The organism is Arthrobacter sp. Soil761, from assembly GCF_001428325.1.
Classification (GTDB): Bacteria; Actinomycetota; Actinomycetes; order Actinomycetales; family Micrococcaceae; genus Arthrobacter.
This window is the reverse complement of record NZ_LMSF01000001.1, coordinates 505,144-525,182: the sequence shown is the minus strand read 5'-3', so window position 1 is coordinate 525,182 and position 20,039 is coordinate 505,144. Positions and strand designations below refer to the sequence as shown.

Sequence of the window (20,039 nt, the reverse complement as noted above, 5' to 3'; positions counted from 1 at the left end):
TCCGGATAATGAAGAAGTCCCCGCGCCCATTTGAACTGCTCCCCGGAAGTTGGACTGACTAAATAAGAGCCTAAGCCGCGAGGGTCTGGGTCCGGTATTGCACCGGGCTCAGGCCCTTGAGCTTTGTCGAGATTCTTTCGGTGTTGTACCAGCGGATGTATTCGTGCAGTGCCCCTGCCAAGGCGTCGGTGCTGAGGTATCGCACGTGGTGAAAGAGCTCTTCCTTAAGGTGGCCGAAGAAGTTTTCCATCACGGCGTTGTCGTAGCAGTTGCCCTTGCGTGACATCGACTGGCTCGCGCCGGCTTCCTGTAAGAGTTTTCGCCACGAGACGTGCTGGTACTGGAAGCCCTGGTCCGAATGCACGAGTGGCTGCTGGTTATCCTCAAGGCAGGCAAGGGCCTGGCGCAGCGAATTATTGGTGAGCTCCAGATTCGGAGACGGGCTGATCGAGTAGGAGATGATCTGCCGGTCGAAAAGATCCATAACCGGCGAAAGGTAGAGCTTACGGTCGCCGACGCTGAACTCCGTCACATCCGTTACCCACTTCCGGTTCGGGGCATCAGCCTCGAACTCCCGGTTCAACACGTTCGGAGCAACCCGGCCCTGCCCGCCCTGGTAGGAGTTATAACGCTTCTTCCGCCGGACCTTGCACACCAGATTCAGGGACCGCATGAGCTTCAGAACGGTCTTTTTCGCGACCGTCCACCCTTGCTTGACCATCTCGGTGTGGACCCGCCGGTGCCCGTACCGGCCATGGTTCTTCTCGAAAATTTCCCTGACAGCGGCCTTGATGGACTCCTGCGGATCAGGGCCTTGGATGCGTGCCTGATGATAGAAGAACGTCGATCTGGCAAGAGATGCTGCCTGCAGCAGGACCGGAAGCGGGAAGTCAGCCTTGAGAGCGATGAGGGCTTGGACCTTCACCGTCGTTCCTGCGCCCTCAAGGCCCGCAATTTTCCCAGGTAAGCCACTTCCGCCCGCAACCGTTCGTTCTCCCGCCGTAACCGCTCCAGTTCCGATACCTCGGCCGGCTGCGGGGCATCAGGTGCCTTAGGCCTGCCCTTGGACTTGGGACGTAATGCGTCCGGGCCCTCGCGGCGATACGCCCGGGCCCACGTCTTCAGTAGCGTGGGCGAGGACAAACCCACCTCCGCCGCGAGATCCGGGGCAGTCTCACCGGCGATAAACCGTTCAACCAGCGCGAGCTTGAATTCGAACGAGTACACCTGTTTCGTCGGCTTGGCCACCAGCGCTCCTCGACCATGGATCTTCCACCGCCGATAGAGAACCCTTATCGGCGGGCGGGACACCCCTAGCAACGTCGCCGCCGCACTATCCGCGATGCCCTTCTCAAACCACGCTACAGCGGCCTCACGCTGAACCTCAGACAACGAACTACGTGCATGCATAAAACTGCTCCCCGGAAGTCGGAACTGAATTTCTCAGTCCAACTTCCGGGGAGCAGTTCACAGTTACGCCGGCCGGGGTCTTTCTTTTCCTACACAGTTACGCCGGCCGGGGTCTTTCTTTTCCTCTCACGCTGAACCTCAGACAACGAACTACGTGCATGCATAAAACTGCTCCCCGGAAGTCGGAACTGAATTTCTCAGTCCAACTTCCGGGGAGCAGTTCACAGTTACGCCGGCCGGGGTCTTTCTTTTCCTTGGATGCGCACAGTTCCTAGTATTCTCTTTCGAAGGGTCCCGCGATCTGCGGGCTGCCCCAGTCATTCTTGAGAGGTATGTTGTTCGATGGCCACACCCACGAAGAAACCCGGCGCCGCGACGGGTAAGCGGTCCCGGCTCTACTGGGCGGTTCCTGCTGTCCTCGTGGCGCTGGTCCTGGTGGTTCTGGCGGCCAGGCTGGTCGTGGGACTGCCCGCCGTCGCGTCCTTTGTCACCGACTACCCGGGCCAGTCGGCACTGCCGGCCGGCGCCCCGGTGGGATTCCCCGCGTGGCTCGCCTGGCAGCACTTCCTCAACGCCTTCTTCCTGCTCCTGATCATCCGCACCGGATGGCAGGTGCGGACCACCACACGGCCCAGCGGGCACTGGACCCGGAACAACAAGGGCCTGATCCGCACCAGGAACGCGCCCACCAAGATCAGCCTTGAACTGTGGTTCCACCTGACGCTGGACGCCCTGTGGATCCTGAACGGGCTCGTCTTTGCCGTGCTGCTGTTCGCCACCGGGCAATGGATGCGCATCGTCCCCACCAGCTGGGACGTCTTCCCCAACGCCCTGTCGGCCGCGCTGCAATACGCCTCGCTGGACTGGCCCACGGAAGACGGCTGGATCAACTACAACGCGCTGCAGCTCCTGGCTTACTTCGTGACGGTCTTCCTCGCCGCTCCGCTGGCGTTCATCACGGGCCTGCGGATGTCCTCCGCCTGGCCAAAGAAGGCTGCCGGCCTGAACAAGGCCTACCCGATCGAATGGGCCCGCGCCGTCCACTTCCCGGTGATGATCTACTTCGTGGCCTTCATCGTGGTCCACGTCTTCCTGGTGCTCACCACGGGTGCACTGCGGAACCTGAACCACATGTACGGGGTCCGGGACGACGACGGCTGGTTCGGCTTCTGGGTGTTCCTGGCCTCCGTGGCCGTCATGGCGGCCGCGTGGTTCCTGGCCCGCCCGGTCTTCCTGCGGCCCATCGCCTCCCTCATGGGCAAGGTCAGCCGCTAAGGCCACCCGGCACCCCACAGCCGGGGCGGCTCAGCCGTCCTTGAGCTGCTGGTAGGCAGCCAGCGCCCGTTCCCGGGACTGAGGAAGCTCCACAAGGGGTTCCGGGTAGTCCGGGACCCCGGTCTTCCAGGGCTCGTGGATGGACTTGTTGTCCAGGTCCGCGAGCTCCGGAACGAACTCGCGCAGGTACCGGCCGCCGGCGTCGAATTTCCTGCTTTGGGTGACGGGATTGAAGATCCGGTAGTACGGCGACGCGTCCGCGCCGGAACCGGCCACCCACTGCCAGTTGGCCGGATTGCTGGCGGCGTCGGCGTCCACCAGCGTGTCCCAGAACCATTGCTCTCCAATCCGCCAGTCGGCCAGCAGATTCTTCACCAGGAACGAGGCCGCGGCCATCCGCACCCGGTTGTGCATCCAGCCGGTCTGCCAGAGCTGCCGCATCCCGGCGTCCACCAGGGGGTAGCCCGTGCGTCCCTGCTGCCAGGCCGCGAGCTCACTCCTGCCCGGCTGCTGCCAGGCGAACCGGTCGAATTCGGGCCGGTAGTTGCGGGTGGCCAGGTCCGGGTTGTTGTACAGCAGCTGCCAGCAGAATTCCCGCCAGCCAAGCTCCGAGCGGAAAATTCCGACGTCGGCCGGCACCTTATGCGGGAAACGTTGGCGGATCTCACGCCACACCCGGAACGGGCTGACCTCGCCGAAACGCAGGTGGGGTGACAGACGGCTGGTTCCCTCGATGCCGGGCAGGTTCCGTCCGGTTCCATATTCCTCGGCAGGGCCGTCCAGGAAGTCCGCCAGCCGGTGGCGCGCGCCTTCCTCGCCGGGAATCCAGGTGGCGGAGAGGCCGCCGCTCCAGTCGGGGGAGGAGGGGAGCAGCCGCCAGCTGTCGAGCTCGTCGCCGGCCTGGAGACGGCCGCCCTGCGGGGGTCCCGGGATCCGGGCCGGAGGCTCCTGGGGGTCCCGGACCTCCTGGCCGGCAAGGCATGCCCGCCAGAAAGGAGTGAACACCTTGTAGGGGCCGCCGGAGCCGGTCTTGACCGTCCAGGGCTCGAACAGGAGGTTTGCCTGGAAGCTTGAAGCCTCCAGGCCGTTCTCCCCGGCCCACTCCTTGACCGCGGCGTCGATGCTGCGCTCGGGTTGACCGTACCGCCGGTTCCAGAACAAGTGCGTTGCTCCGGCGTGCACAGCCACTTCCTTAATCACCCGCCCGGCCGGCCCCCGGCGAAGGAGCAGCCGCGAGCCGCGGGCCTCGAGGGAGGAAGCCAATCGTGCCAGTGAGTGGTGCAGCCACCACCGGGTTGCACCGCCCAGCGGCCGGATGCCCGCAGATTCTTCATCCAGGACGTACACCACTGTCACCGGCAGGCCCAGCGCGGCGGCGGAGTTGAGGGCGGGGTTGTCATCCAGGCGAAGGTCATCGCGCAGCCAGACCAGGGCGGTCTCTTCAGAGGAGGTCATGGCTCCACGCTACACACTGCGGACATGCCGGTGGCCGGGACCACGGGGTCCCGGCCACCGCCTGGTTTCGACTGTGTGGTGCTGGCTGGCCTTAGAGCTTGTCGAAGTCCGCTTCCTCCACGGTTGCCTCGGACTCCGCGGCGTTGGCGGCGCCGAGGGCAGGTGTGGCGCCGCCGGCCTTCAAAGCGGCCAGCCGGGCCTCGATCTCCGTCTGCTCGCCAAGGTCCTCCAGCTGGTTGAACTGGGCATCCAGGCTGGACGCTGCCAGTTCCTCCTGGCCGCGGACCCTGGCCTCTTCGCGGCGGATCTTTTCTTCGAAGCGTCCCACTTCGCTGGTAGGGTCCATGATGTCGATGCTCTTGATGGCGTCGTGCACCTGGGACTGCGCCTCTGCCGTCTTGGACCTGGCCACCAGTTCGTTGCGCTTGCTGGTCAGCTGGTTGAGCTTGTTCTTCATCTGGTCCAGGCCGGTCTTCAGCTTGTCCACCACCTCGCGCTGGGAGGCGATGCTCGGCTCTGCGCCCTTGGCTTCGTTCTCGGCCGCCATCTGCCGCTGCAGGGCGACCTTTGCCAGGTTGTCGAACTTCTCGGCGTCGGCAACGTCGCCGGCGGCGCGGAACTCGTCAGCCTTGCGGGAGGCGGCCAGTGCCTTGTTCCCCCAGTCGCGGGCGTTCTTGACGTCTTCGTTGTAGTCGTCTTCCAGCATGCGGAGGTTGCCGATGGTTTGCGCCACGGCGGACTCGGCTTCGGCGATGTTGTTGGTGTAGTCGCGGACCATCTGGTCCAGCATCCGCTGCGGATCCTCGGCGTTGTCCAGCAAGGAGTTGATATTGGCCTTTGCCAGCTGCGCGATCCGGCCGAAAATGGACTGCTTAACCATGGTGTTTGCCTTTCGTCCTGCTCTGTGTTGACCACTGACGTCCGTGAACAGTGGTGTCGTGCTTCTGTCCGCCCGCCGGGTTCTCCAGCGTGTTCCGACGGAAGTGTTTAGAAACTGCCGGAGTCTCCGCCGCCGAAATCACCGCCGCCAAAGCCGCCGTCCCCGCCGAAGCCGCCGCCTCCACCGCCATCACCCCAGCCGCCGCCGCCGCCCCAGCCGCCGTGGCCACCGTTGAGGATTGAGTTGATCAGGATGCCGCCCAGGATGGCGCCGCCCAGTCCGCCGCCGCCTCCGCCGCCGAACATGCCGCCACGGCCGAAGCCCTGGTTGGCATAGCCGTCGAAATGCTCGACGTCGGCCTGGGCCAGCTGTGCGGCCTGTGCTGCCAGGGCGTGGGCCTGCTGCGCGTAGGTAAGCGCGGTGACGGGGTCGGTGCGGGCAATGGAGAGTGCGTAGTCGAGGTTCCGCTGCGACTCCGCAAGCCTGGTGCGTGCCTCGGTGCCCACCCCGCCGCGGCGCGCGGTGATGTAATCGGAGGTGGCACTGATCTGGGCCTGGGCGGACATGATGGTCTGCTGCAGCGACGCCTGTGCGCGGCGGGCCTGCTCCTGCTGGTCCCGGATCCCGGTCAGGGCCTGGTCCAGGGACTGGTGCGCGGTTTCCACCCTCTGCAGGGTGGCGATGGGGTCAATCTTTCCACCCTGGATTTCGGTCTTCACCTGGGCAAGGGCGGCCTCCACCGCTGCCACTGGACCGGCCAGTTCGGCGTGGGTGCCGGACTGGATCATGGCCTTTGCCTGGGCCAGGTCCTGGGACGTATCCACCACCGCCGCTTCGAGGCCGTTGCGGGCCTGGTCGAGATTGGCGGCGACCTTGGCGATGGCATCCAGCAGGACGTTGGTCTGGTGCAGGCTTTCTTCGGCTGCGCGAACGGCCACTGCCGCCAGGCTGCTCTCGCCCTCGCCGAGCTTCTGCTGCGCGGTTTCGGAGGCGTTCTGGACGAACGCCAGCCGTTCCTTGGCCTGCACGATGTTGTCCGAGACCTGGGTCAGCGCACTGTCGGCGTACTTTGACCGCATGGCGGCAAGGGACTGCTCCGCGCTGGCGATCTTGGCGTCCGCTTCGCGGGCTCCGGTGTTGACCGCCGCAAGGGCCTGCGGTGCGTTCTTCTCCAGCTCACGCAGGGAGTCAAAGTCCGCCTTCTGCTCCTGCAGGGAGGCGAGGGCGGCTTCCGAGCGCCGGATGATCTCGCCCAGCCAGGTCCGCTGCTGCTCCTCGGTGTCCGGAATGTGGTCGTCCAGCTGCTGCTGAAGCTTGAAGGACTCCGTCATGTGGGCCTTCGCTTCCGCCAAAGCTTTGGTGAAGTTTCCGACGGCGGCATCACCGTACTGTGCCTGGGCAAAGCCGAGTTCCTGCTCGCTGGACTTGATGGCGTCATCCGCTTCGATGAGCAGGGATCCGCTCTTCCGGCGGAGTTCCTCCACGCTCAGTGACGCCAGCGGGTCCAGTTCTGCGCCCTGGGGGCCGTAACTTCCAGTGGACGCATCCTTGCCGGCGGCCTTCTTTCGCCGGTTCCGGTAATACAGGTACGCACCGCCGCCGGCCACCACCACGCCGGCACCCACCAGGATGCCCGCGCCGGCCCCGTCACCGGATGACACATTGCCGCTGCCGCCGCCGGCAGCATCGCCGATGGCTGAGGCGGTATCGATGGCAGCCTGCGCGAAGTCGCGCTTGCCCGCCCCGAGGTTGGCGGCGACAGCGTTCTGGGTGATGTTGCTGCGCTTGGAGTAAATGGAACTGGCGGAATTGGGCGAGAAGTAGTACTTGCCCTGCTCGGTGGCGATGGCAAGAATGGCGTCTGCTTTGCCCATTCCCTTGGCCTGCGCCACCGCATTGCTCCAGGCTGCGGGATCAGTGGGGTTCTCGAACGACTTAACCGTGACCACGTACAGGTTGTACTTGTGGTCCTTCAGCAGCTTCTGGATGGCGTCCTGGACCTCGCCCTTCCGGCTGCCCAGGACGTTCGCGTCATCAACAATGTTGGTGCCGGAGGGGATGGTGACCGGGTTTTCGGCCCAGGCGGCGCCGGCGGGTACCGCCAGCAGCCCGGCAAGGCCGATCACGGCGAGGAAACGTTTGAACTTTGACCGCATGTGCAACCCTTCAGCACGCCTGACACCGATTCGGGACGAATCAGTCGTCGAATCCAACAGCGCCCCCACGCTTGGTGTGAAGCCGCAGGTCGCTGTGGCAATTCATCTTTGATTCTATGGTGCACCCCACAGCCAGTCCATGACGGCGAATATGCCCCCAGCGAAACGCCCCGCCCTCCAGAAGGACATGACCGGAACGTTCAGGAAGCTCTCAGCAAACATCCGAGCTTGTTCCAGCGGGACGGTCCATAGTTAATGGCAGACGAGGATGAAAGGAAGTCCCATGACTGAGAATCAAACCCCAGGACCGGTCCCGGAGGACAGCCACGCGGGCAACCGGAACCCGTGGCAGCGGCAGGGCCAGCAGCAGGACGCGCAGCAGCCCGGTGACCGGCAGGTGGCCACTCAGTATGGGAACGGGACCGCGGACCAGGAGCCCGGCGGCTACAGCGGTGCGGAGCAGCGCGACCACACCCAGGAGTTGCCCGGAGCTCCACGTCCGGTGTATCCGCAGCGCCAGCCGTTTTACGGCCAGTCCGGATACTATGGCCAGCAGCAGCACCACGAAGGCCAGCCCGTTCACGGCGGGGGCCCCGGCACGCCGAACGGCAACGCCGGCTACACCCCCAATCCCAAGGACGCGCCGCGCCGGAAGGCAACCTTTGGCGTCGGTACCCTCGTGGCCAGCATCCTCGCAGCAGGCCTTGTGGGAGGCGGCGTGGCTACGGTGGGTGCCGGCGAACTGTTTGGGAACACCGGGTCCAGCACTTCAACCGTCGGCAGCAACAGCCAGCCCGGCACGGTCATCGTCAACAACAAGGACGACGTCAACGCCATTACCGCGGCTGCCGTGAAGGCCTCGCCCAGCGTCGTCACCATCAGTGCCACCAGCGGCAGCTCAGGGGGCACGGGTTCGGGCATCGTCCTTGACGACCAAGGCCACATCCTGACCAACACCCACGTGGTGACCCTCGATGGCCAGACTGCCAATGCCACCCTCGAAATCCGGACCAGTGACGGAAAGGTCCTGCCGGCAAAGCTGGTGGGCACCGACCCCCTGTCCGACCTCGCCGTCATCAAGGTGGACGACACGTCAAGCCTGACCCCTGCCACCCTCGGTGATTCCTCCAAGCTGAACGTGGGTGATACGGCCATCGCCATCGGTTCCCCGCTGGGGCTGACCGGAACGGTCACGGACGGCATCGTGTCCACGCTCAACCGGACCATCAGCGTTGCATCGTCCGCAGCCCCGAAGGGCGGCGACAACAGCCAGGGCGGCGACCAGGGCTTCCAGTTCGCCCCTCCGGGCGGCGGCCAGAGCCAGCAAAGCGCGGGCGAGGGATCCATCGCCATCAACGTCATCCAGACTGATGCTGCCATCAACCCTGGCAACTCCGGCGGCGCCCTGGTGAACAGCAAGGGCGAGATCATCGGCGTCAACGTCGCCATTGCTTCCGCGGGCTCCGGGACGTCCACTTCCCAGAGCGGCAACATCGGCGTGGGGTTCAGCATCCCGATCAACAACGCCAAGCGCGTCGCCCAGGAAATCATCGACACCGGCAAGGCCTCGCACGGCCAGCTGGGTGTCAGCGTCAAGGCCAAGACGTCGGGTGCCTCCTCCGAATTCTCGGTGGGGGCCGACGTGGCAACCGTTGACCCCAACTCTGCCGCAGGAAAAGCCGGTATCAAGGTCGGTGACGTCATCACCAAGTTCAACGACCTCACCATCGGCGAACCGAACCAGCTGACCGCGGCCGTCCGCGAACAGCCGGCGGGCTCCACCGTGAAGATCACGGTCCAGCGCAGCGGCAAGGAACAGACATTCGACGTCACGCTGGGTGCCGCAGCCAGCTGAGGCCAGGCAGCAACATCGTGCAGCAATGACGACGGCGGCGTTCCCATCCAAGGGGGCGCCGCCGTCGTCATGCTGAGCCACGGTGAGGGCCTGACACAGGCGTTAACGGAAGAGGGCGCAGGGGCGCGCCGATATGGTTAGCTAGGAGCTACCCGCCTGCCGGGCATTCCGCGGCCATGACCCACCCGGCTGGCTGTCCACAAGCATGGAAGGCTGCTGTAAACACAGTGGAAGAGACATTGAAGATCGTAGTCCTGGTCAAACATGTACCGGACGCCCAGTTCGACCGTCATCTCAACGGTGAGGGCAACACGGTGGACCGCGACGAAAGCATTCTGTCCGAGCTTGACGAGTACGCCCTCGAGGCAGCGCTGCAGCTGGCCGAGGCGAGGGGCGGGAGCAAAGCGGGCAACCAGGTCATCGCCCTGAGCATGGGACCCTCCGGAGCCGTCAACGCCGTCAAGAAGTCGCTGCAGATGGGCGCCACCGAGGGCGTTCATCTGACGGACGACGCCCTGGCCGGCTCGGACGCCGCGGCCACGTCGCTTGCGCTCGCAGCGGCCGTCCGCCACCTGGGCGACGTGGACCTGGTCATCACCGGCATGGCCTCCACCGACGGTGAAACCTCGCTTGTCCCGGCGCAGCTGGCGGAGCGGCTCGGGCTGCCCCAGGTGACCTTTGCCTCCACGCTGGAGGTCGACGGCGGCCGGCTGACGGCCCGCCGCGACGCCGACACCTCCTCGGAGACCGTAGAGGCGCCGCTGCCCGCCGTCGTATCCGTGACGGACCAGATCAACGAGCCCCGGTACCCCAACTTCAAGGGAATCATCGCAGCCAAGCGCAAGAGCATCACCACACTGTCCCTGGCCGACATCGGTGTGGACCCCGCCCAGGTCGGCTTCGCCGGTTCCTGGACCAGCGTGGCCAGCGCGGAACAGCGGCCGCCCCGGACTGCAGGGACCATCATCACCGACGAGGGCGACGCCGGCATCAAGCTGGTTGACTTCCTGGCCGCCCAGAAGCTGCTCTAAGAGGGACATCGACATGGCAAAAGTACTCGTATTCATCGACAACCCCGGCGAATCGCTCAAGAAGAGCAGCCTTGAGCTGCTGACCCTGGCCCGTTCCCTGGGCGGGGGCGCCGTGGCGCTCAACGGAGACCTTTCCGACGGCGCCGCAGCCACCTTCGCCGAATACGGCGTGGAAAGCATCCTGCGCCCGTCTGCCCAGGACCTGGATGACTTCCTGGTGGCACCCAAGGCCGCCTACGTGGCCGCCGCGGCTGAAGCCAGCGGCGCCGGCATCGTGCTGCTGGACAACTCGCCCGAAGGCAAGGAGATCGCGGCGCGGGCGGCTATCCGGTTGAACGCCGGGGTCATTACTGACGTGGTGGCCGTGGACCCGGACGGCACTGCCCACAAGTCCGTCCTGGCCGGCTCGTACAACACGGACTGCAAAGCCACCACCCCGGTTTCCGTGCTGACCCTGAAGGCCAACAACGTCACCCCGGAACCTGCCCCTGCACCCACAACGCCCGAAACAGCGACGGTTGAGGTCCCCGCGGTGGCTGCAGCCGCCCGGATCACGGCCCGTGAGCAGAAGGTGGCCAGCGGCCGGCCCGACCTCACGGACGCACGGATCGTGGTTGCCGGCGGACGCGGCATGGACGGCGACTTCGGCCCGGTGGAAGAGCTGGCCGATGCCCTCGGTGCCGCCGTGGGCGCCTCCCGTGCCGCCACGGACGCGGGCTGGATCAGCCACGATGCCCAGGTGGGGCAGACCGGCAAGACAGTTTCCCCGCAGCTGTACATCTCCGCAGGCATCTCCGGCGCCATCCAGCAAAAAGCCGGAATGCAGACGTCCAAGGTCATCGTTGCCGTGAACAAGGATGCCGAGTCCCCGGTCTTCGAGATTGCGGATTTCGGCATCATCGGCGATGTGTTCGAAGTCCTCCCGCAGGCCACCGCCGAGATCAAGAAGCGAAAAGGCTGAATCGTTGACTGCCTCCCACGGGCAGGCAGGGAGCCCGTTCAACCCGGACATACACCGGGTTGGGCGGGTGCTCTGTTTTGCGGCCCACCCTGACGACATCGATTTTGGCGCAGCCGGCACCGTTGCCGCCTGGACGGCGGCCGGCGTGGAGGTCAGCTACTGCATCATGACCGACGGCGACGCCGGCGGCTTCGACCCGGCGCACCGCGCGGACATCATCGCCATGCGCGACGCCGAGCAGCGCCGTGCCGCGGAACTGGTGGGCGTCACCGACATCCACTACCTTCACCAGCGGGACGGGTACCTCGAGCCGTCGCACGAGGTGATGAAAGGGGTGGTGCGGCTGATCCGGGAACTCCGTCCCGACGTCGTCCTCGCCATGCATCCGGAACGGAACTGGCAGCGGATCCAAAAGAGCCATCCCGACCACCTGGCCGTGGGGGAAGCGGTAACACGTGCCGTGTATCCCGCGCTCGAGAACCCGTTCGCCTACCCGGAACTGGCCGAAGCCGGCCTGGCAGCCTACAAGCTGCCGTGGCTGTGGCTTTACGCCGGACCCGAGGAACGGGAGAACCACTTCGTGGACGTCACCGCCCAGGTGGACGCCAAGCTGGCCGCCATCCATGTCCACGTCAGCCAGCATCCTGACGTGGCTGCCATGGAAGCCGCCGTCCGGCAGGGTATGCGGCTCAATGCCGCACGGGCCGGGCTGCCGGAGGGGCACAGCGCGGAAGCCTTCCACGTGGTGGCAATCAACGGGCCCGGGACCATCGCAGGCTTTTGAGTTGGAAAGCGCCCCCGGTTCCTTCCTCAGGAAGGAACCGGGGGCCGCTTTACTGTTTGACGGCTGGTGCCGGGGCCGGGTCAGGCTCCCAGCGGGGCTGCCGCCACCGTGGGCAGGGTGGGGGCCTTGGACCCGCCCGCCGGCTCAACAGTGATTCCCAGTGAAGCGGCCGAGTGGATGCCCTGGACCACCGCAGGCTTGGACAGGGCCTGTTCGTCCATGAGGCCCTGCGACACCGGTGCGGAGCCGTCCTTGGGGATCAGCCACATCTGGTAGACCTTGCCCGCCGGGGGAGCGGGCACGCCGCTCATCTTCACTACGGCCGCGTCCTCCGACGCTGAAATCAGGAGGGTGGCCTTGCCGCCGCCCACCACGTTCACGGAAGCTTCGCGCAGGTCCCCGGCCCTGGCCACCTGGTTGACCGGATCGTTTTGGTCGGCAATGTAGGCGCCAACGCCCACGCCGCCCAGGGCAATGGCTGCTGCAGCTGCCACGCCGACCAGCCAGCGCCGGGCGCCGGAAGCGCCGCGCCGGTCCTCCCGGCGCTTGCGGGCCTGCGCCAGCTCATCGCGTGCGTCCGGCCCTGCAGGCTTGCCTTCAAATGGGGTTGGCGGGGTGCCTGCGGCCGGTACGGCTCCACCGGGCAGCCCCTCCTGCCCGGGGAATTGGGCAGGAAGCTGCGCAATGATCCGCTCGAAGAGGTCCGACGGGGGTTCTTCCTCCACCCGGAAAGTGCGCGCCAGCGCCTCGCGGGACTGCCGGACGCGGTCCAGGAAGGCCAGGCGCTCCGCTGCCGGGGCCGAGGAGATGTACTGGTCAATGGCGTCGCGTTCCTGCTCCGTGACCGCATCCAGGGCGTAGAGCTCGGCCAGGTCAACGGCGCGGCCTGACGCAAGGTCCATGGCGACAGTGTCGCCGAAGGAACCCGAACGTCCACTGCGCCCTTCGTCCATACCGCTCATCTCAACTCACCCCCAAACAGGTCTTCAATCGGATCAGTCCATCGCGGATGCGGGACTTGATGGTGGGCACGGCTGCGTTCAGCCGTTCGGCGACCTCCCGGTAGGTGAGGCCGCCGTAGTAGGCAAGGCGCACGGATTCCTGCTGTGTTTCGGTCAGCGTCCCCAGGCAGCGGACCACCGCCTCAGCCTCAAGCCGGCTGCCCACTTCGTCGGAAACACTGTCGTGGTCGATGTCCTGCGTGCTGGCCCCGTACCTGGCTTCCCTGTCGGTGGAAGACTGCGACGAGCGCACCTTGTCCACGGCCCGCCGGTGCGAGATGGTCATCAGCCAGGAAAGCGGGCTCCCTGCCTGCGGATCGAACTTCGCCGCGTTCTGCCAGACCTGCAGGAAGACTTCCTGGGTGGTGTCCTCGCTGAGTTCGGGATCGATCAGGACGCGCCGTGCCATGCCGAAGACCCTGCGGGACGTCAACTGGTAGAACTCGGCGAACGCCGCCTGGTCTCCGCGGGCGATGCCCGCGAGCAGGATTGACAGGCGTTGGCTGAGGTCTGCCGGCGGGTCAGTCACCGCGGCGGAGCCCTCGGAATTTGGCGCGTTGGGAGTTTCCATTAAGTCCAAGCATAAGTCTCCGGGCGGCGAATCCTGAGCACTGCCGTGCCGGTTGCGGCTTGCCTGCCTGGATCCTGACTCCAGTAGTGTCACCTGCCGCTCCTTGCTCCGCTCGAATGTCGTCAAGAGTCATTCGAGGCCGGAGGCGGGGCGGATGGGACGGCGGCTGAAGAATTTGCATGGCTCCTGGGAGGGGACGCCGGTCCGGACGACTGCTACAGCCTGGCCCCCGCAAAACCTTGCTGGCGCCAGGCCTCATACACGGCAATCGAGGCGGCGTTTGCGAGGTTCAGGGAACGCAGGGCCGGCAGCATGGGCAGGCGCACGGTGGCCGTTACATGGGGATCGGTCTTCAGTTCCGCCGGCAGTCCCACGGATTCACGGCCGAACATCAGTACATCACCGGGACGGTAGGTGATGTCCGTGTAGCTGGTGGTGCCGTCAGAGTTGAAGGCGTAAACGTTCCCGGGCTGAAGGTGCTCCCAGGCGGCTTCGATCGACTTGTGCACAGTGACGACGGCGAGGTCGTGGTAGTCGAGGCCCGCCCGGCGGAGTTTTGCGTCAGAGAAGTCGAACCCCAGGGGTTCCACAAGGTGCAGCTCTGCGCCGGTGATTGCGGCAAGACGGATGGCGTTGCCGGTATTGCCGGGGATTTCTGGGGCATGGAAAAGGATGCGGAACACCTCCCCATCCTAGCGATCCGTTCTTAGTGCATTCCCCGCAGCAGCCTTGCGAGGACCGGAACGTTGACGGTGTTCGGGGCAGGGCCCGATGCCAGGAACTCCTTCAGGCCGCGCACCATGCCGGCGGCATTGACGATCTGGACGGTCTCCAGGGCGCCCGCGGGGCGCCGGTGGTGGTCGATCACGGGTTCGTGGAGGTTGCCGTCCGGGCTGTGCACCACGGTCCATCCGGTGACGTTGAGCTCGGGAAAGATGTCCTGCATGGCCCACACCACGCGGGCGAGCTGCGGTGGTGCCACCGCGCGGCCGCCGTGGTTGAGGGTCCGGCCGTCCCATGCATAGGCGCCCTTGGGCAGCAGCATGGAGTTGACCAGGGCCAGCCGGTAGCCGGACAGGACCGCGTGGTCGATGTGGCTGTTGTCCGCGGGCGACTGCAGGCCGTTGATGAGCCGGGCGGCCGGGATGGCCGGAAGCACCTGCCGGGTCAGCAGCTGAACGGTGCGCATCTCTCGCTGGATGCGGGCCTCGGCACCGAAGATACCCCGTTTCCGCGGCATCCCGTGTACCTGTTGGCGGGCCTGGGCAAAGGGAATGAGCGGGACCGTGGAGCCAGCTGCCTCGTACGGCGGAACGTAGACCGGCGGGTCGCCTGCGGTGTTCCTGCCGTTGTCCGGCCTGCGGACGGTGGCAGAGGCCCGGCTTCCGGCGGCGGGCGCATCAAAGTGGGCGCCGCCGTCGGACGTGTCACGGACCGCACCCGCGCCATAGGTGCGGTCGTAGGCTTTCCGGCGCTGCGGATCGATGAGGGTCTCGTACGCGGCGGTCACCCGGCGGAAGGTTGCGGCGTCACCCCCGTGGTCCGGGTGTGCCGCCCTGGCAGCGCGCCGGTACGCCACCTTGATTTCCTTTTCGGTGGCGGTGACGGCCACGCGAAGGACCTGGTAGTGGGAGCTGCTGCTCTCGGTCAAGATCTTCCTTTTCTTGATGCGCGGCGTCTTAATTCTCCGCAGGGAAAGCAAAGTGCCCGCCCAGTCTAGCCAGCACGGTTGATGGGCCTGCCGTAACAACGAATGTCCGGGGCTTCCAGGTTCCCGGCGGACGGCGTCTAGACTCTTGCCTGCGCGGCCGGACACCGGCCGAAGGGGATGCGACGGACTGGAGACGGATATGCCGACGACGGCGGGACGGGCCGGCAGGGCATGGAACCGGGGAGTGCAGCCCGCCATTGCAGGCCTGGTTGCGGTGCTTCTTGGCGGCTGCAGCGTGGACGTCCGGGATCCTTCCGTGCCTGCTGCCCCTGCCAGCACGCCCGTTCTGTCCACGCCAACCATCACCCCGGGCCACGACGCCGCTGCAGTGGCGGGACGGGACCTGCCCTTTGCCGCCGGTGGCACCTTGGCGCCCGGGGTGCCGGTGGGAATTTCTGACGGGCTGAAGGACGTGCCCGGCTGGAAGGTCACCAAGGACAACGTGTCGGGCGCCAGCGAATACGTCAAGGCGGATGGGTGCGTTGTCGCCGCACGGGTCAGTACGGGCCAGGGGCCGCTGGTCCGCGGCGATGACCGTGAATCGTCTGTCGCCCTTTTCCAGTACCTGGACGCCACCATCCAGCCCTCGTACCTGAAGACCGGGACTTTGCGGTGGGGTGGTACCCCCGAGGCTCCCGGCAAGAATGTGGACGTGCTGGCGCTGGAGCAGACGGCTCCCGGCGGAAGGTCCACCGCCGTGCTGGCGAGGGTCTTCGGCACCGCAGGCTCCTCGGCCTATATATCCGTGTCCTGCCCGGATCCGGCCACGTTGGCCACGGCGCGCGACGAGGTGGTCCGCTACCTGCCGTTGCTGCCTCCGTCTGCTTGAGCCCGGACAGCGTGCATGCATGGGCCCTGTTGCAGGGCTGGGGCGCGGGGTCCGGCTCGTAAAACCGCCGGCGGCTGGAGGGCTCAGCTGCCGGCGGCTTTGGATGTGCACAACGCTCCGCGCCGTGAGTAATGCTGTGCGCTGTCTGTAGTGCTTGCGCCTGGCGGCGCCAGCGGCGTCAGGCAGCAGTTCGGCTGGTCCCCATCGAAAGCCGGTTAAGGGCCAGCGCGCCGACCAGCAGCCCGAAGTCCCGGAGGGCCACGTCGTAGAAACTTCCCAGCAGGAGCAGGTTGACGATGATCCCTGCCAGCCACGCCGCCACGAGCAGCGAACCATACTTCGGCCGGACAGCCACGACGATGCCCGCGATGATCTCCACTGCGCCGACGATGTACATGAAGGTCTGGGGCGGCAGCGGCACCACCGCTGTTGCCTGGGGCGCCAGGTAGATGGTCCAGTCAGTCAGGATGTTCGTGAACTTGTCCAGGCCGAAAAGGACCGGAGCAACGGTGAAGACGGTACGCAGCAGCACGAACGCCTGCCGGGCCGCCGGCATGGTGGTTGATGCGTGCTGGGCCCGCACTGCCGATGCTGATTTCATGGTGTTCTCCTTCTAAAAGTAGGTATGCCCATTTTAGAAAGCGCACGTTCTATAATCAATAGATCTTGACTTTGGATTGGTGGGCATTATGTACCGACTTCCCTGGGCTGACAGGATTGCTGCCGTTGCCTCGCTGACGGACGCCAAGAGGCTGCATCTTTTCGAGCTCGTGGCATCATCACCACGGCCGCTGGGGCGCGACGATGTTGCCGAGGCCGCAGGCATGGCCCGCAGCACAGTGTCATTCCACCTGGACAGGCTGGTCCAGGACGGTTTGCTGGCCGTGGAGTTCCACAAGCCCGCAGGAAGGACGGGGCCGGGCTCCGGCCGCCCCGCCAAGATGTACCGGACAGTGGGGAGTGAAATCGGCGCGTCGGTGCCGGACCGGAACTATGACCTCGCCGGGGAACTCATGGCGGCCGCCATCGAAGCCTCCCAGGCCGACGGCGCGCCTGTGGCTGAGTCGCTCCGCGCGGCCGCCTTCCTGAAGGGCCGGGAACTGGCGGAAGCGGCGGGGGACCTGGAAGAGTTCCTGACCGAATCGGGCTACCAGCCAGAGCACGACGGCGAGGGCGGTTACCTGCTTCCCAACTGCCCGTTCCACCGCCTGTCGCGGGCACATGCGGCAGTGGTGTGCGATATGAACGGCGCCTTCCTGCGCGGGGCCGCGGTGGGGTGTGGCAGTCCGGAAGAGCGCGTTGCCCCGGCTGCCGGCGCCGGCCATTGCTGCGCGAGGATTACCGGCGGGGACTGACCGGCTCCCCGGGGATGCGGCGGCAGGCCACGATAGAATTGGGGGATGCCCGCCTACCTCGACCATGCCGCCACCACTCCGCTGTCCGCAGCGGCGCTCGCCGCCCTGACGCGTGAACTGGCCCGGACCGGGAACCCGTCGTCGCTTCATGGATCGGGACGCCGGGCGCGCCGTGCCGTTGAGGATGCGCGCGAGGTGATCGCAGCGGCCGCGGGAGCCCACCCCTCCGAGGTAATTTTCACCTCCGGAGGCACCGAATCGGACAACCTCGCAGTGAAGGGCATGTACTGGTCCCGCGTGGCAGGGGACCCACACCGGCGCCGCATCCTTTGCTCCGCCGTCGAACATCATGCGGTGCTGGACACCGTCGAATGGCTCGAACGCCACGAGGGTGCCGACGTGACCTGGCTGCCGGTGGACGGCAAGGGTGTCCTGGACCTCGACGTCCTCGAAGCCGAGCTCGCGCGCGACCCCGCCGCCGTGGCCCTGGTGACCGTGATGTGGGCGAACAACGAGGTGGGCACCATCCAGCCCATCCACCGGGTGGTTGAGCTGGCCCATGCCGCCGGCGTCCCCGTGCACTCGGACGCCGTCCAGGCATTCGGCTCCGTCCCGGTGCACTTCAAGGAATCGGGCCTGGACGCGATGTCCATCTCCGGACACAAGATCGGCGGCCCGGTGGGCGTGGGCGCACTCCTGCTGGGCCGCGCTGTAAAACTGACGCCGGTACAGCACGGCGGCGGCCAGGAACGTGATGTCCGCTCCGGCACGCTGGACACCGCCTCCATCGCTGCCTTCGCTGCCGCCGCGGAGGCCGTCACCGCCGGGCTGCCGGCGGAAGCGGCGCGGATTGCCGCACTGCGTGACCGCCTGATCGAGGGCGTCCGGGAAAGCGTTCCGGAGGCCGTCCTCCGCGGGGCACCCCACGACGGCCGGCTGCCAGGCAATGCCCATTTCACGTTCCCCGGCTGCGAAGGTGACTCGCTGCTGTTCCTTCTTGACCTGGCCGGCGTCGAATCATCCACCGGCTCGGCGTGCACCGCCGGCGTGCCGCGGCCATCCCACGTGCTGCTCGCCATGGGCCTGGACGAGGAAACGGCACGCGGAGCCCAGCGTTTCAGCCTGGGGCACGCGTCCACCGAGGCCGACGTTGATGCTTTGCTGAGGGCGCTTCCGGAGGCTTATGCGCGGGCCCGCCAGGCCGGCATGGCCGGGCACGAGTCCTCCATCCAGACAGCAGGAACCGTGGCGCGGCAGGCGCTGCGCGGCGTGTGAACGCGCCACCCGACGTTCTTCGTGCCCATACCGGCCAGTATCGTGCCGGCCGATTTGCCTGCCACCGTAGAATAGATAGGCGAAGATCGTTTCCGCTGCCGGTGGGTCCCAGCCCGGCCCGGAAAAACATATCCCTCAACAGAAGGCCAGAATGCGAGTACTAGCAGCCATGAGCGGCGGAGTGGACTCCGCTGTTGCCGCCGCGCGCGCGGTGGAGGCCGGGCACGACGTCGTCGGCGTCCACCTGGCCCTCTCGCGCATGCCCGGCACCCTGCGCACGGGCAGCCGCGGCTGCTGCACCATTGAGGACTCCCGGGATGCCTGGCGCGCCTGCGACGTTTTGGGCATTCCCTATTACGTGTGGGATTTCTCGGAGCGCTTCAAGGAAGACGTCGTCCAGGACTTCATCGATGAATACGCGGCCGGCAGGACGCCCAACCCCTGCATGCGCTGCAACGAACGCATCAAGTTCGCGGCCCTGCTGGAAAAGGCCATCGCCCTGGGCTTTGATGCCGTGTGCACCGGCCACTACGCCAAGGTGATCGAAGACGCCCACGGCAACCGGGAACTGCACCGCGCCGCGGACTGGGCCAAGGACCAGAGCTACGTCCTTGGCGTCCTCACCCACGAACAGCTCAAGCACTCCATGTTCCCGCTGGCCGACACACCGTCCAAGGCCGAGGTGCGTGCCGAAGCGGAGCGGCGGGGCCTGTCTGTCGCCAACAAGCCGGACAGCCATGACATTTGCTTCATTCCCGACGGCGACACGGCGGGTTGGCTTGCGGAAAAAATCGACATGACCACCGGCGACATTGTCGACGAGACCGGCGCGAAGGTGGGGGAGCACCCGGGAGCCAACGCGTTCACGGTCGGCCAGCGGCGCGGACTAAAACTCGGAACTCCCGCTGCCGACGGCAAGCCCCGCTTCGTCCTGGAAATCCGGCCCAAGGAAAACAAGGTGGTGGTGGGTCCCGAGGCGCTGCTGGCGATCGACGAGATCCGCGGCATCAAGGTGTCCTGGGCGGGACTTCCGATCGCCGAGGTGGAAACGGGAGCTGAGTTCGACTGCTACGCCCAGGTCCGGGCGCACGGGGACCCGGTGCCGGCCACTGCCAGGATGGAGCCTGCCACGGACGGAGCCGGAGGCCAGCTGGTGGTCCGGCTGGTGACACCCCTGAGGGGGGTGGCCCCCGGCCAGACAGTGGTGCTCTACCAGGGCAGCCGGGTACTGGGCCAGGCCACCATCGACACCGCCCGGTCGCTGCAGCGCGCCGCGCTCTAGCCACACGTTCCCAAAGCACCGTCCCGGTTGTCGCCGGGGCGGTGCTTTGGCGTTTCCGGCCGATTCCTGTCCCTCAGGCACCTGCATCCGCAGTCCGACCAGTGGGCAGGGGTACCAATGAGATAAATTTTGTGTTTCAACTCACAAATTGGCCGTCCCGAGGGCTGACTCTCTGATTGAATCTAGGGATCAGCCCTGTGCTCCGGGG

The 20,039-nt window shown here is 66.3% G+C and carries 19 protein-coding genes; 9 read left to right on the top strand and 10 right to left on the bottom strand.

Annotated elements, in window-relative coordinates:
• Nucleotides 1-70: 70 nt before the first annotated feature.
• Both ASG79_RS23400 and ASG79_RS23960 read right to left on the bottom strand, forming a co-directional pair.
• On the bottom strand, nucleotides 71-925 hold the full coding sequence (locus ASG79_RS23400; protein WP_056388138.1) for an IS3 family transposase: 855 nt from the start codon (nucleotides 923-925) through the stop codon (nucleotides 71-73).
• On the bottom strand, nucleotides 922-1,248 hold the full coding sequence (locus tag ASG79_RS23960; protein ID WP_018772270.1) for a helix-turn-helix domain-containing protein: 327 nt from the start codon (nucleotides 1,246-1,248) through the stop codon (nucleotides 922-924). The genes ASG79_RS23400 and ASG79_RS23960 overlap by 4 nt, the downstream gene beginning before the upstream one ends.
• 504 nt (nucleotides 1,249-1,752) lie before the next feature.
• On the opposite strand from ASG79_RS23960, the gene ASG79_RS02405 reads away from it, so the two are divergent.
• On the top strand, nucleotides 1,753-2,685 hold the full coding sequence (locus ASG79_RS02405; protein WP_056388136.1) for a cytochrome b/b6 domain-containing protein: 933 nt from the start codon (nucleotides 1,753-1,755) through the stop codon (nucleotides 2,683-2,685).
• Nucleotides 2,686-2,715: 30 nt separating this feature from the next.
• Here the strand turns inward: ASG79_RS02405 and ASG79_RS02400 are convergent, their stop codons facing one another.
• The 3 genes from ASG79_RS02400 to ASG79_RS02390 form a co-directional block, all read right to left on the bottom strand.
• On the bottom strand, nucleotides 2,716-4,140 hold the full coding sequence (locus tag ASG79_RS02400; RefSeq protein WP_056388134.1) for a cryptochrome/photolyase family protein: 1,425 nt from the start codon (nucleotides 4,138-4,140) through the stop codon (nucleotides 2,716-2,718).
• Nucleotides 4,141-4,231: 91 nt separating this feature from the next.
• Nucleotides 4,232-5,020 carry a PspA/IM30 family protein gene (locus ASG79_RS02395; RefSeq protein WP_056388133.1) on the bottom strand — a complete coding sequence of 263 codons (789 nt, stop codon included), beginning with the start codon at nucleotides 5,018-5,020 and terminating at the stop codon, nucleotides 4,232-4,234.
• A gap of 107 nt (nucleotides 5,021-5,127) precedes the next feature.
• On the bottom strand, nucleotides 5,128-7,176 hold the full coding sequence (locus tag ASG79_RS02390) for a TPM domain-containing protein (protein ID WP_056388131.1): 2,049 nt from the start codon (nucleotides 7,174-7,176) through the stop codon (nucleotides 5,128-5,130).
• Between the two features lie 283 nt (nucleotides 7,177-7,459).
• On the opposite strand from ASG79_RS02390, the gene ASG79_RS02385 reads away from it, so the two are divergent.
• The 4 genes from ASG79_RS02385 (at nucleotide 7,460) to ASG79_RS02370 (ending at nucleotide 11,807) form a co-directional block, all read left to right on the top strand.
• Nucleotides 7,460-9,031 carry a S1C family serine protease gene (locus ASG79_RS02385; RefSeq protein WP_056388129.1) on the top strand — a complete coding sequence of 524 codons (1,572 nt, stop codon included), beginning with the start codon at nucleotides 7,460-7,462 and terminating at the stop codon, nucleotides 9,029-9,031.
• A gap of 239 nt (nucleotides 9,032-9,270) precedes the next feature.
• A complete protein-coding gene (locus ASG79_RS02380; RefSeq protein WP_018768539.1) occupies nucleotides 9,271-10,062 on the top strand; it encodes an electron transfer flavoprotein subunit beta/FixA family protein in 792 nt (263 codons plus the stop codon).
• 13 nt (nucleotides 10,063-10,075) lie between these two features.
• Nucleotides 10,076-11,023 carry an electron transfer flavoprotein subunit alpha/FixB family protein gene (locus ASG79_RS02375; protein ID WP_018768538.1) on the top strand — a complete coding sequence of 316 codons (948 nt, stop codon included), beginning with the start codon at nucleotides 10,076-10,078 and terminating at the stop codon, nucleotides 11,021-11,023.
• Nucleotides 11,024-11,027: 4 nt separating this feature from the next.
• Entirely contained in the window at nucleotides 11,028-11,807 is a 780-nt protein-coding gene (locus ASG79_RS02370; RefSeq protein WP_056388127.1) for a PIG-L deacetylase family protein, read from the top strand.
• 80 nt (nucleotides 11,808-11,887) lie between these two features.
• Here ASG79_RS02370 and ASG79_RS02365 read toward each other — a convergent pair whose 3' ends face one another.
• The 4 genes from ASG79_RS02365 to ASG79_RS02350 all read right to left on the bottom strand — a co-directional run bounded on the left by ASG79_RS02365 (nucleotide 11,888) and on the right by ASG79_RS02350 (nucleotide 15,030).
• Entirely contained in the window at nucleotides 11,888-12,760 is an 873-nt protein-coding gene (locus tag ASG79_RS02365) for an anti-sigma factor (protein WP_056388202.1), read from the bottom strand.
• Between the two features lie 10 nt (nucleotides 12,761-12,770).
• Nucleotides 12,771-13,379, bottom strand: a complete 609-nt coding sequence (locus ASG79_RS02360) for a sigma-70 family RNA polymerase sigma factor (RefSeq protein WP_018768535.1) — start codon at nucleotides 13,377-13,379, stop codon at nucleotides 12,771-12,773.
• A gap of 215 nt (nucleotides 13,380-13,594) precedes the next feature.
• Complete coding sequence (locus tag ASG79_RS02355) at nucleotides 13,595-14,062, bottom strand: tRNA (cytidine(34)-2'-O)-methyltransferase (RefSeq protein ID WP_056388125.1); 468 nt, start codon at nucleotides 14,060-14,062, stop codon at nucleotides 13,595-13,597.
• Nucleotides 14,063-14,085: 23 nt separating this feature from the next.
• Nucleotides 14,086-15,030 (bottom strand): J domain-containing protein, encoded by a 945-nt coding sequence (locus ASG79_RS02350; protein ID WP_056388123.1) that lies wholly within the window; start codon nucleotides 15,028-15,030, stop codon nucleotides 14,086-14,088.
• 199 nt (nucleotides 15,031-15,229) lie between these two features.
• Here ASG79_RS02350 and ASG79_RS02345 point away from each other — a divergent pair, with 199 nt between their 5' ends.
• The gene (locus tag ASG79_RS02345; RefSeq protein ID WP_056388121.1) at nucleotides 15,230-15,919 is read left to right on the top strand and encodes a hypothetical protein; all 690 of its coding nucleotides are present in this window, start codon (nucleotides 15,230-15,232) and stop codon (nucleotides 15,917-15,919) included.
• Between the two features lie 178 nt (nucleotides 15,920-16,097).
• Here the strand turns inward: ASG79_RS02345 and ASG79_RS02340 are convergent, their stop codons facing one another.
• Nucleotides 16,098-16,520: a hypothetical protein gene (locus ASG79_RS02340; RefSeq protein ID WP_018768531.1), complete on the bottom strand. Its 423-nt coding sequence runs from the start codon at nucleotides 16,518-16,520 to the stop codon at nucleotides 16,098-16,100.
• An 88-nt stretch (nucleotides 16,521-16,608) separates the two neighbouring features.
• Here ASG79_RS02340 and ASG79_RS02335 point away from each other — a divergent pair, with 88 nt between their 5' ends.
• The 3 genes from ASG79_RS02335 to mnmA all read left to right on the top strand — a co-directional run bounded on the left by ASG79_RS02335 (nucleotide 16,609) and on the right by mnmA (nucleotide 19,831).
• Nucleotides 16,609-17,274, top strand: coding sequence for a helix-turn-helix transcriptional regulator (locus ASG79_RS02335; RefSeq protein WP_056388119.1), 666 nt, complete (start codon nucleotides 16,609-16,611; stop codon nucleotides 17,272-17,274).
• Nucleotides 17,275-17,319: 45 nt separating this feature from the next.
• The gene (locus tag ASG79_RS02330; RefSeq protein WP_056388117.1) at nucleotides 17,320-18,549 is read left to right on the top strand and encodes a cysteine desulfurase family protein; all 1,230 of its coding nucleotides are present in this window, start codon (nucleotides 17,320-17,322) and stop codon (nucleotides 18,547-18,549) included.
• 151 nt (nucleotides 18,550-18,700) lie between these two features.
• A complete protein-coding gene (gene mnmA / locus ASG79_RS02325) occupies nucleotides 18,701-19,831 on the top strand; it encodes a tRNA 2-thiouridine(34) synthase MnmA (RefSeq protein WP_056388115.1) in 1,131 nt (376 codons plus the stop codon).
• The last annotated feature ends 208 nt before the right edge of the window (nucleotides 19,832-20,039 follow it).

Coding starts and splice junctions, on each gene's coding strand:
- ASG79_RS02405 (WP_056388136.1), top strand. CDS start 1,753: ATGGCCACACCCACGAAGAAACCCGGCGCCGCGACGGGTAAGCGGTCC.
- ASG79_RS02400 (WP_056388134.1), bottom strand. CDS start 4,140: ATGACCTCCTCTGAAGAGACCGCCCTGGTCTGGCTGCGCGATGACCTT.
- ASG79_RS02395 (WP_056388133.1), bottom strand. CDS start 5,020: ATGGTTAAGCAGTCCATTTTCGGCCGGATCGCGCAGCTGGCAAAGGCC.
- ASG79_RS02390 (WP_056388131.1), bottom strand. CDS start 7,176: ATGCGGTCAAAGTTCAAACGTTTCCTCGCCGTGATCGGCCTTGCCGGG.
- ASG79_RS02385 (WP_056388129.1), top strand. CDS start 7,460: ATGACTGAGAATCAAACCCCAGGACCGGTCCCGGAGGACAGCCACGCG.
- ASG79_RS02375 (WP_018768538.1), top strand. CDS start 10,076: ATGGCAAAAGTACTCGTATTCATCGACAACCCCGGCGAATCGCTCAAG.
- ASG79_RS02365 (WP_056388202.1), bottom strand. CDS start 12,760: ATGGACGAAGGGCGCAGTGGACGTTCGGGTTCCTTCGGCGACACTGTC.
- ASG79_RS02360 (WP_018768535.1), bottom strand. CDS start 13,379: ATGGAAACTCCCAACGCGCCAAATTCCGAGGGCTCCGCCGCGGTGACT.
- ASG79_RS02345 (WP_056388121.1), top strand. CDS start 15,230: ATGCCGACGACGGCGGGACGGGCCGGCAGGGCATGGAACCGGGGAGTG.
- ASG79_RS02340 (WP_018768531.1), bottom strand. CDS start 16,520: ATGAAATCAGCATCGGCAGTGCGGGCCCAGCACGCATCAACCACCATG.
- ASG79_RS02335 (WP_056388119.1), top strand. CDS start 16,609: ATGTACCGACTTCCCTGGGCTGACAGGATTGCTGCCGTTGCCTCGCTG.
- ASG79_RS02330 (WP_056388117.1), top strand. CDS start 17,320: ATGCCCGCCTACCTCGACCATGCCGCCACCACTCCGCTGTCCGCAGCG.
- mnmA (WP_056388115.1), top strand. CDS start 18,701: ATGCGAGTACTAGCAGCCATGAGCGGCGGAGTGGACTCCGCTGTTGCC.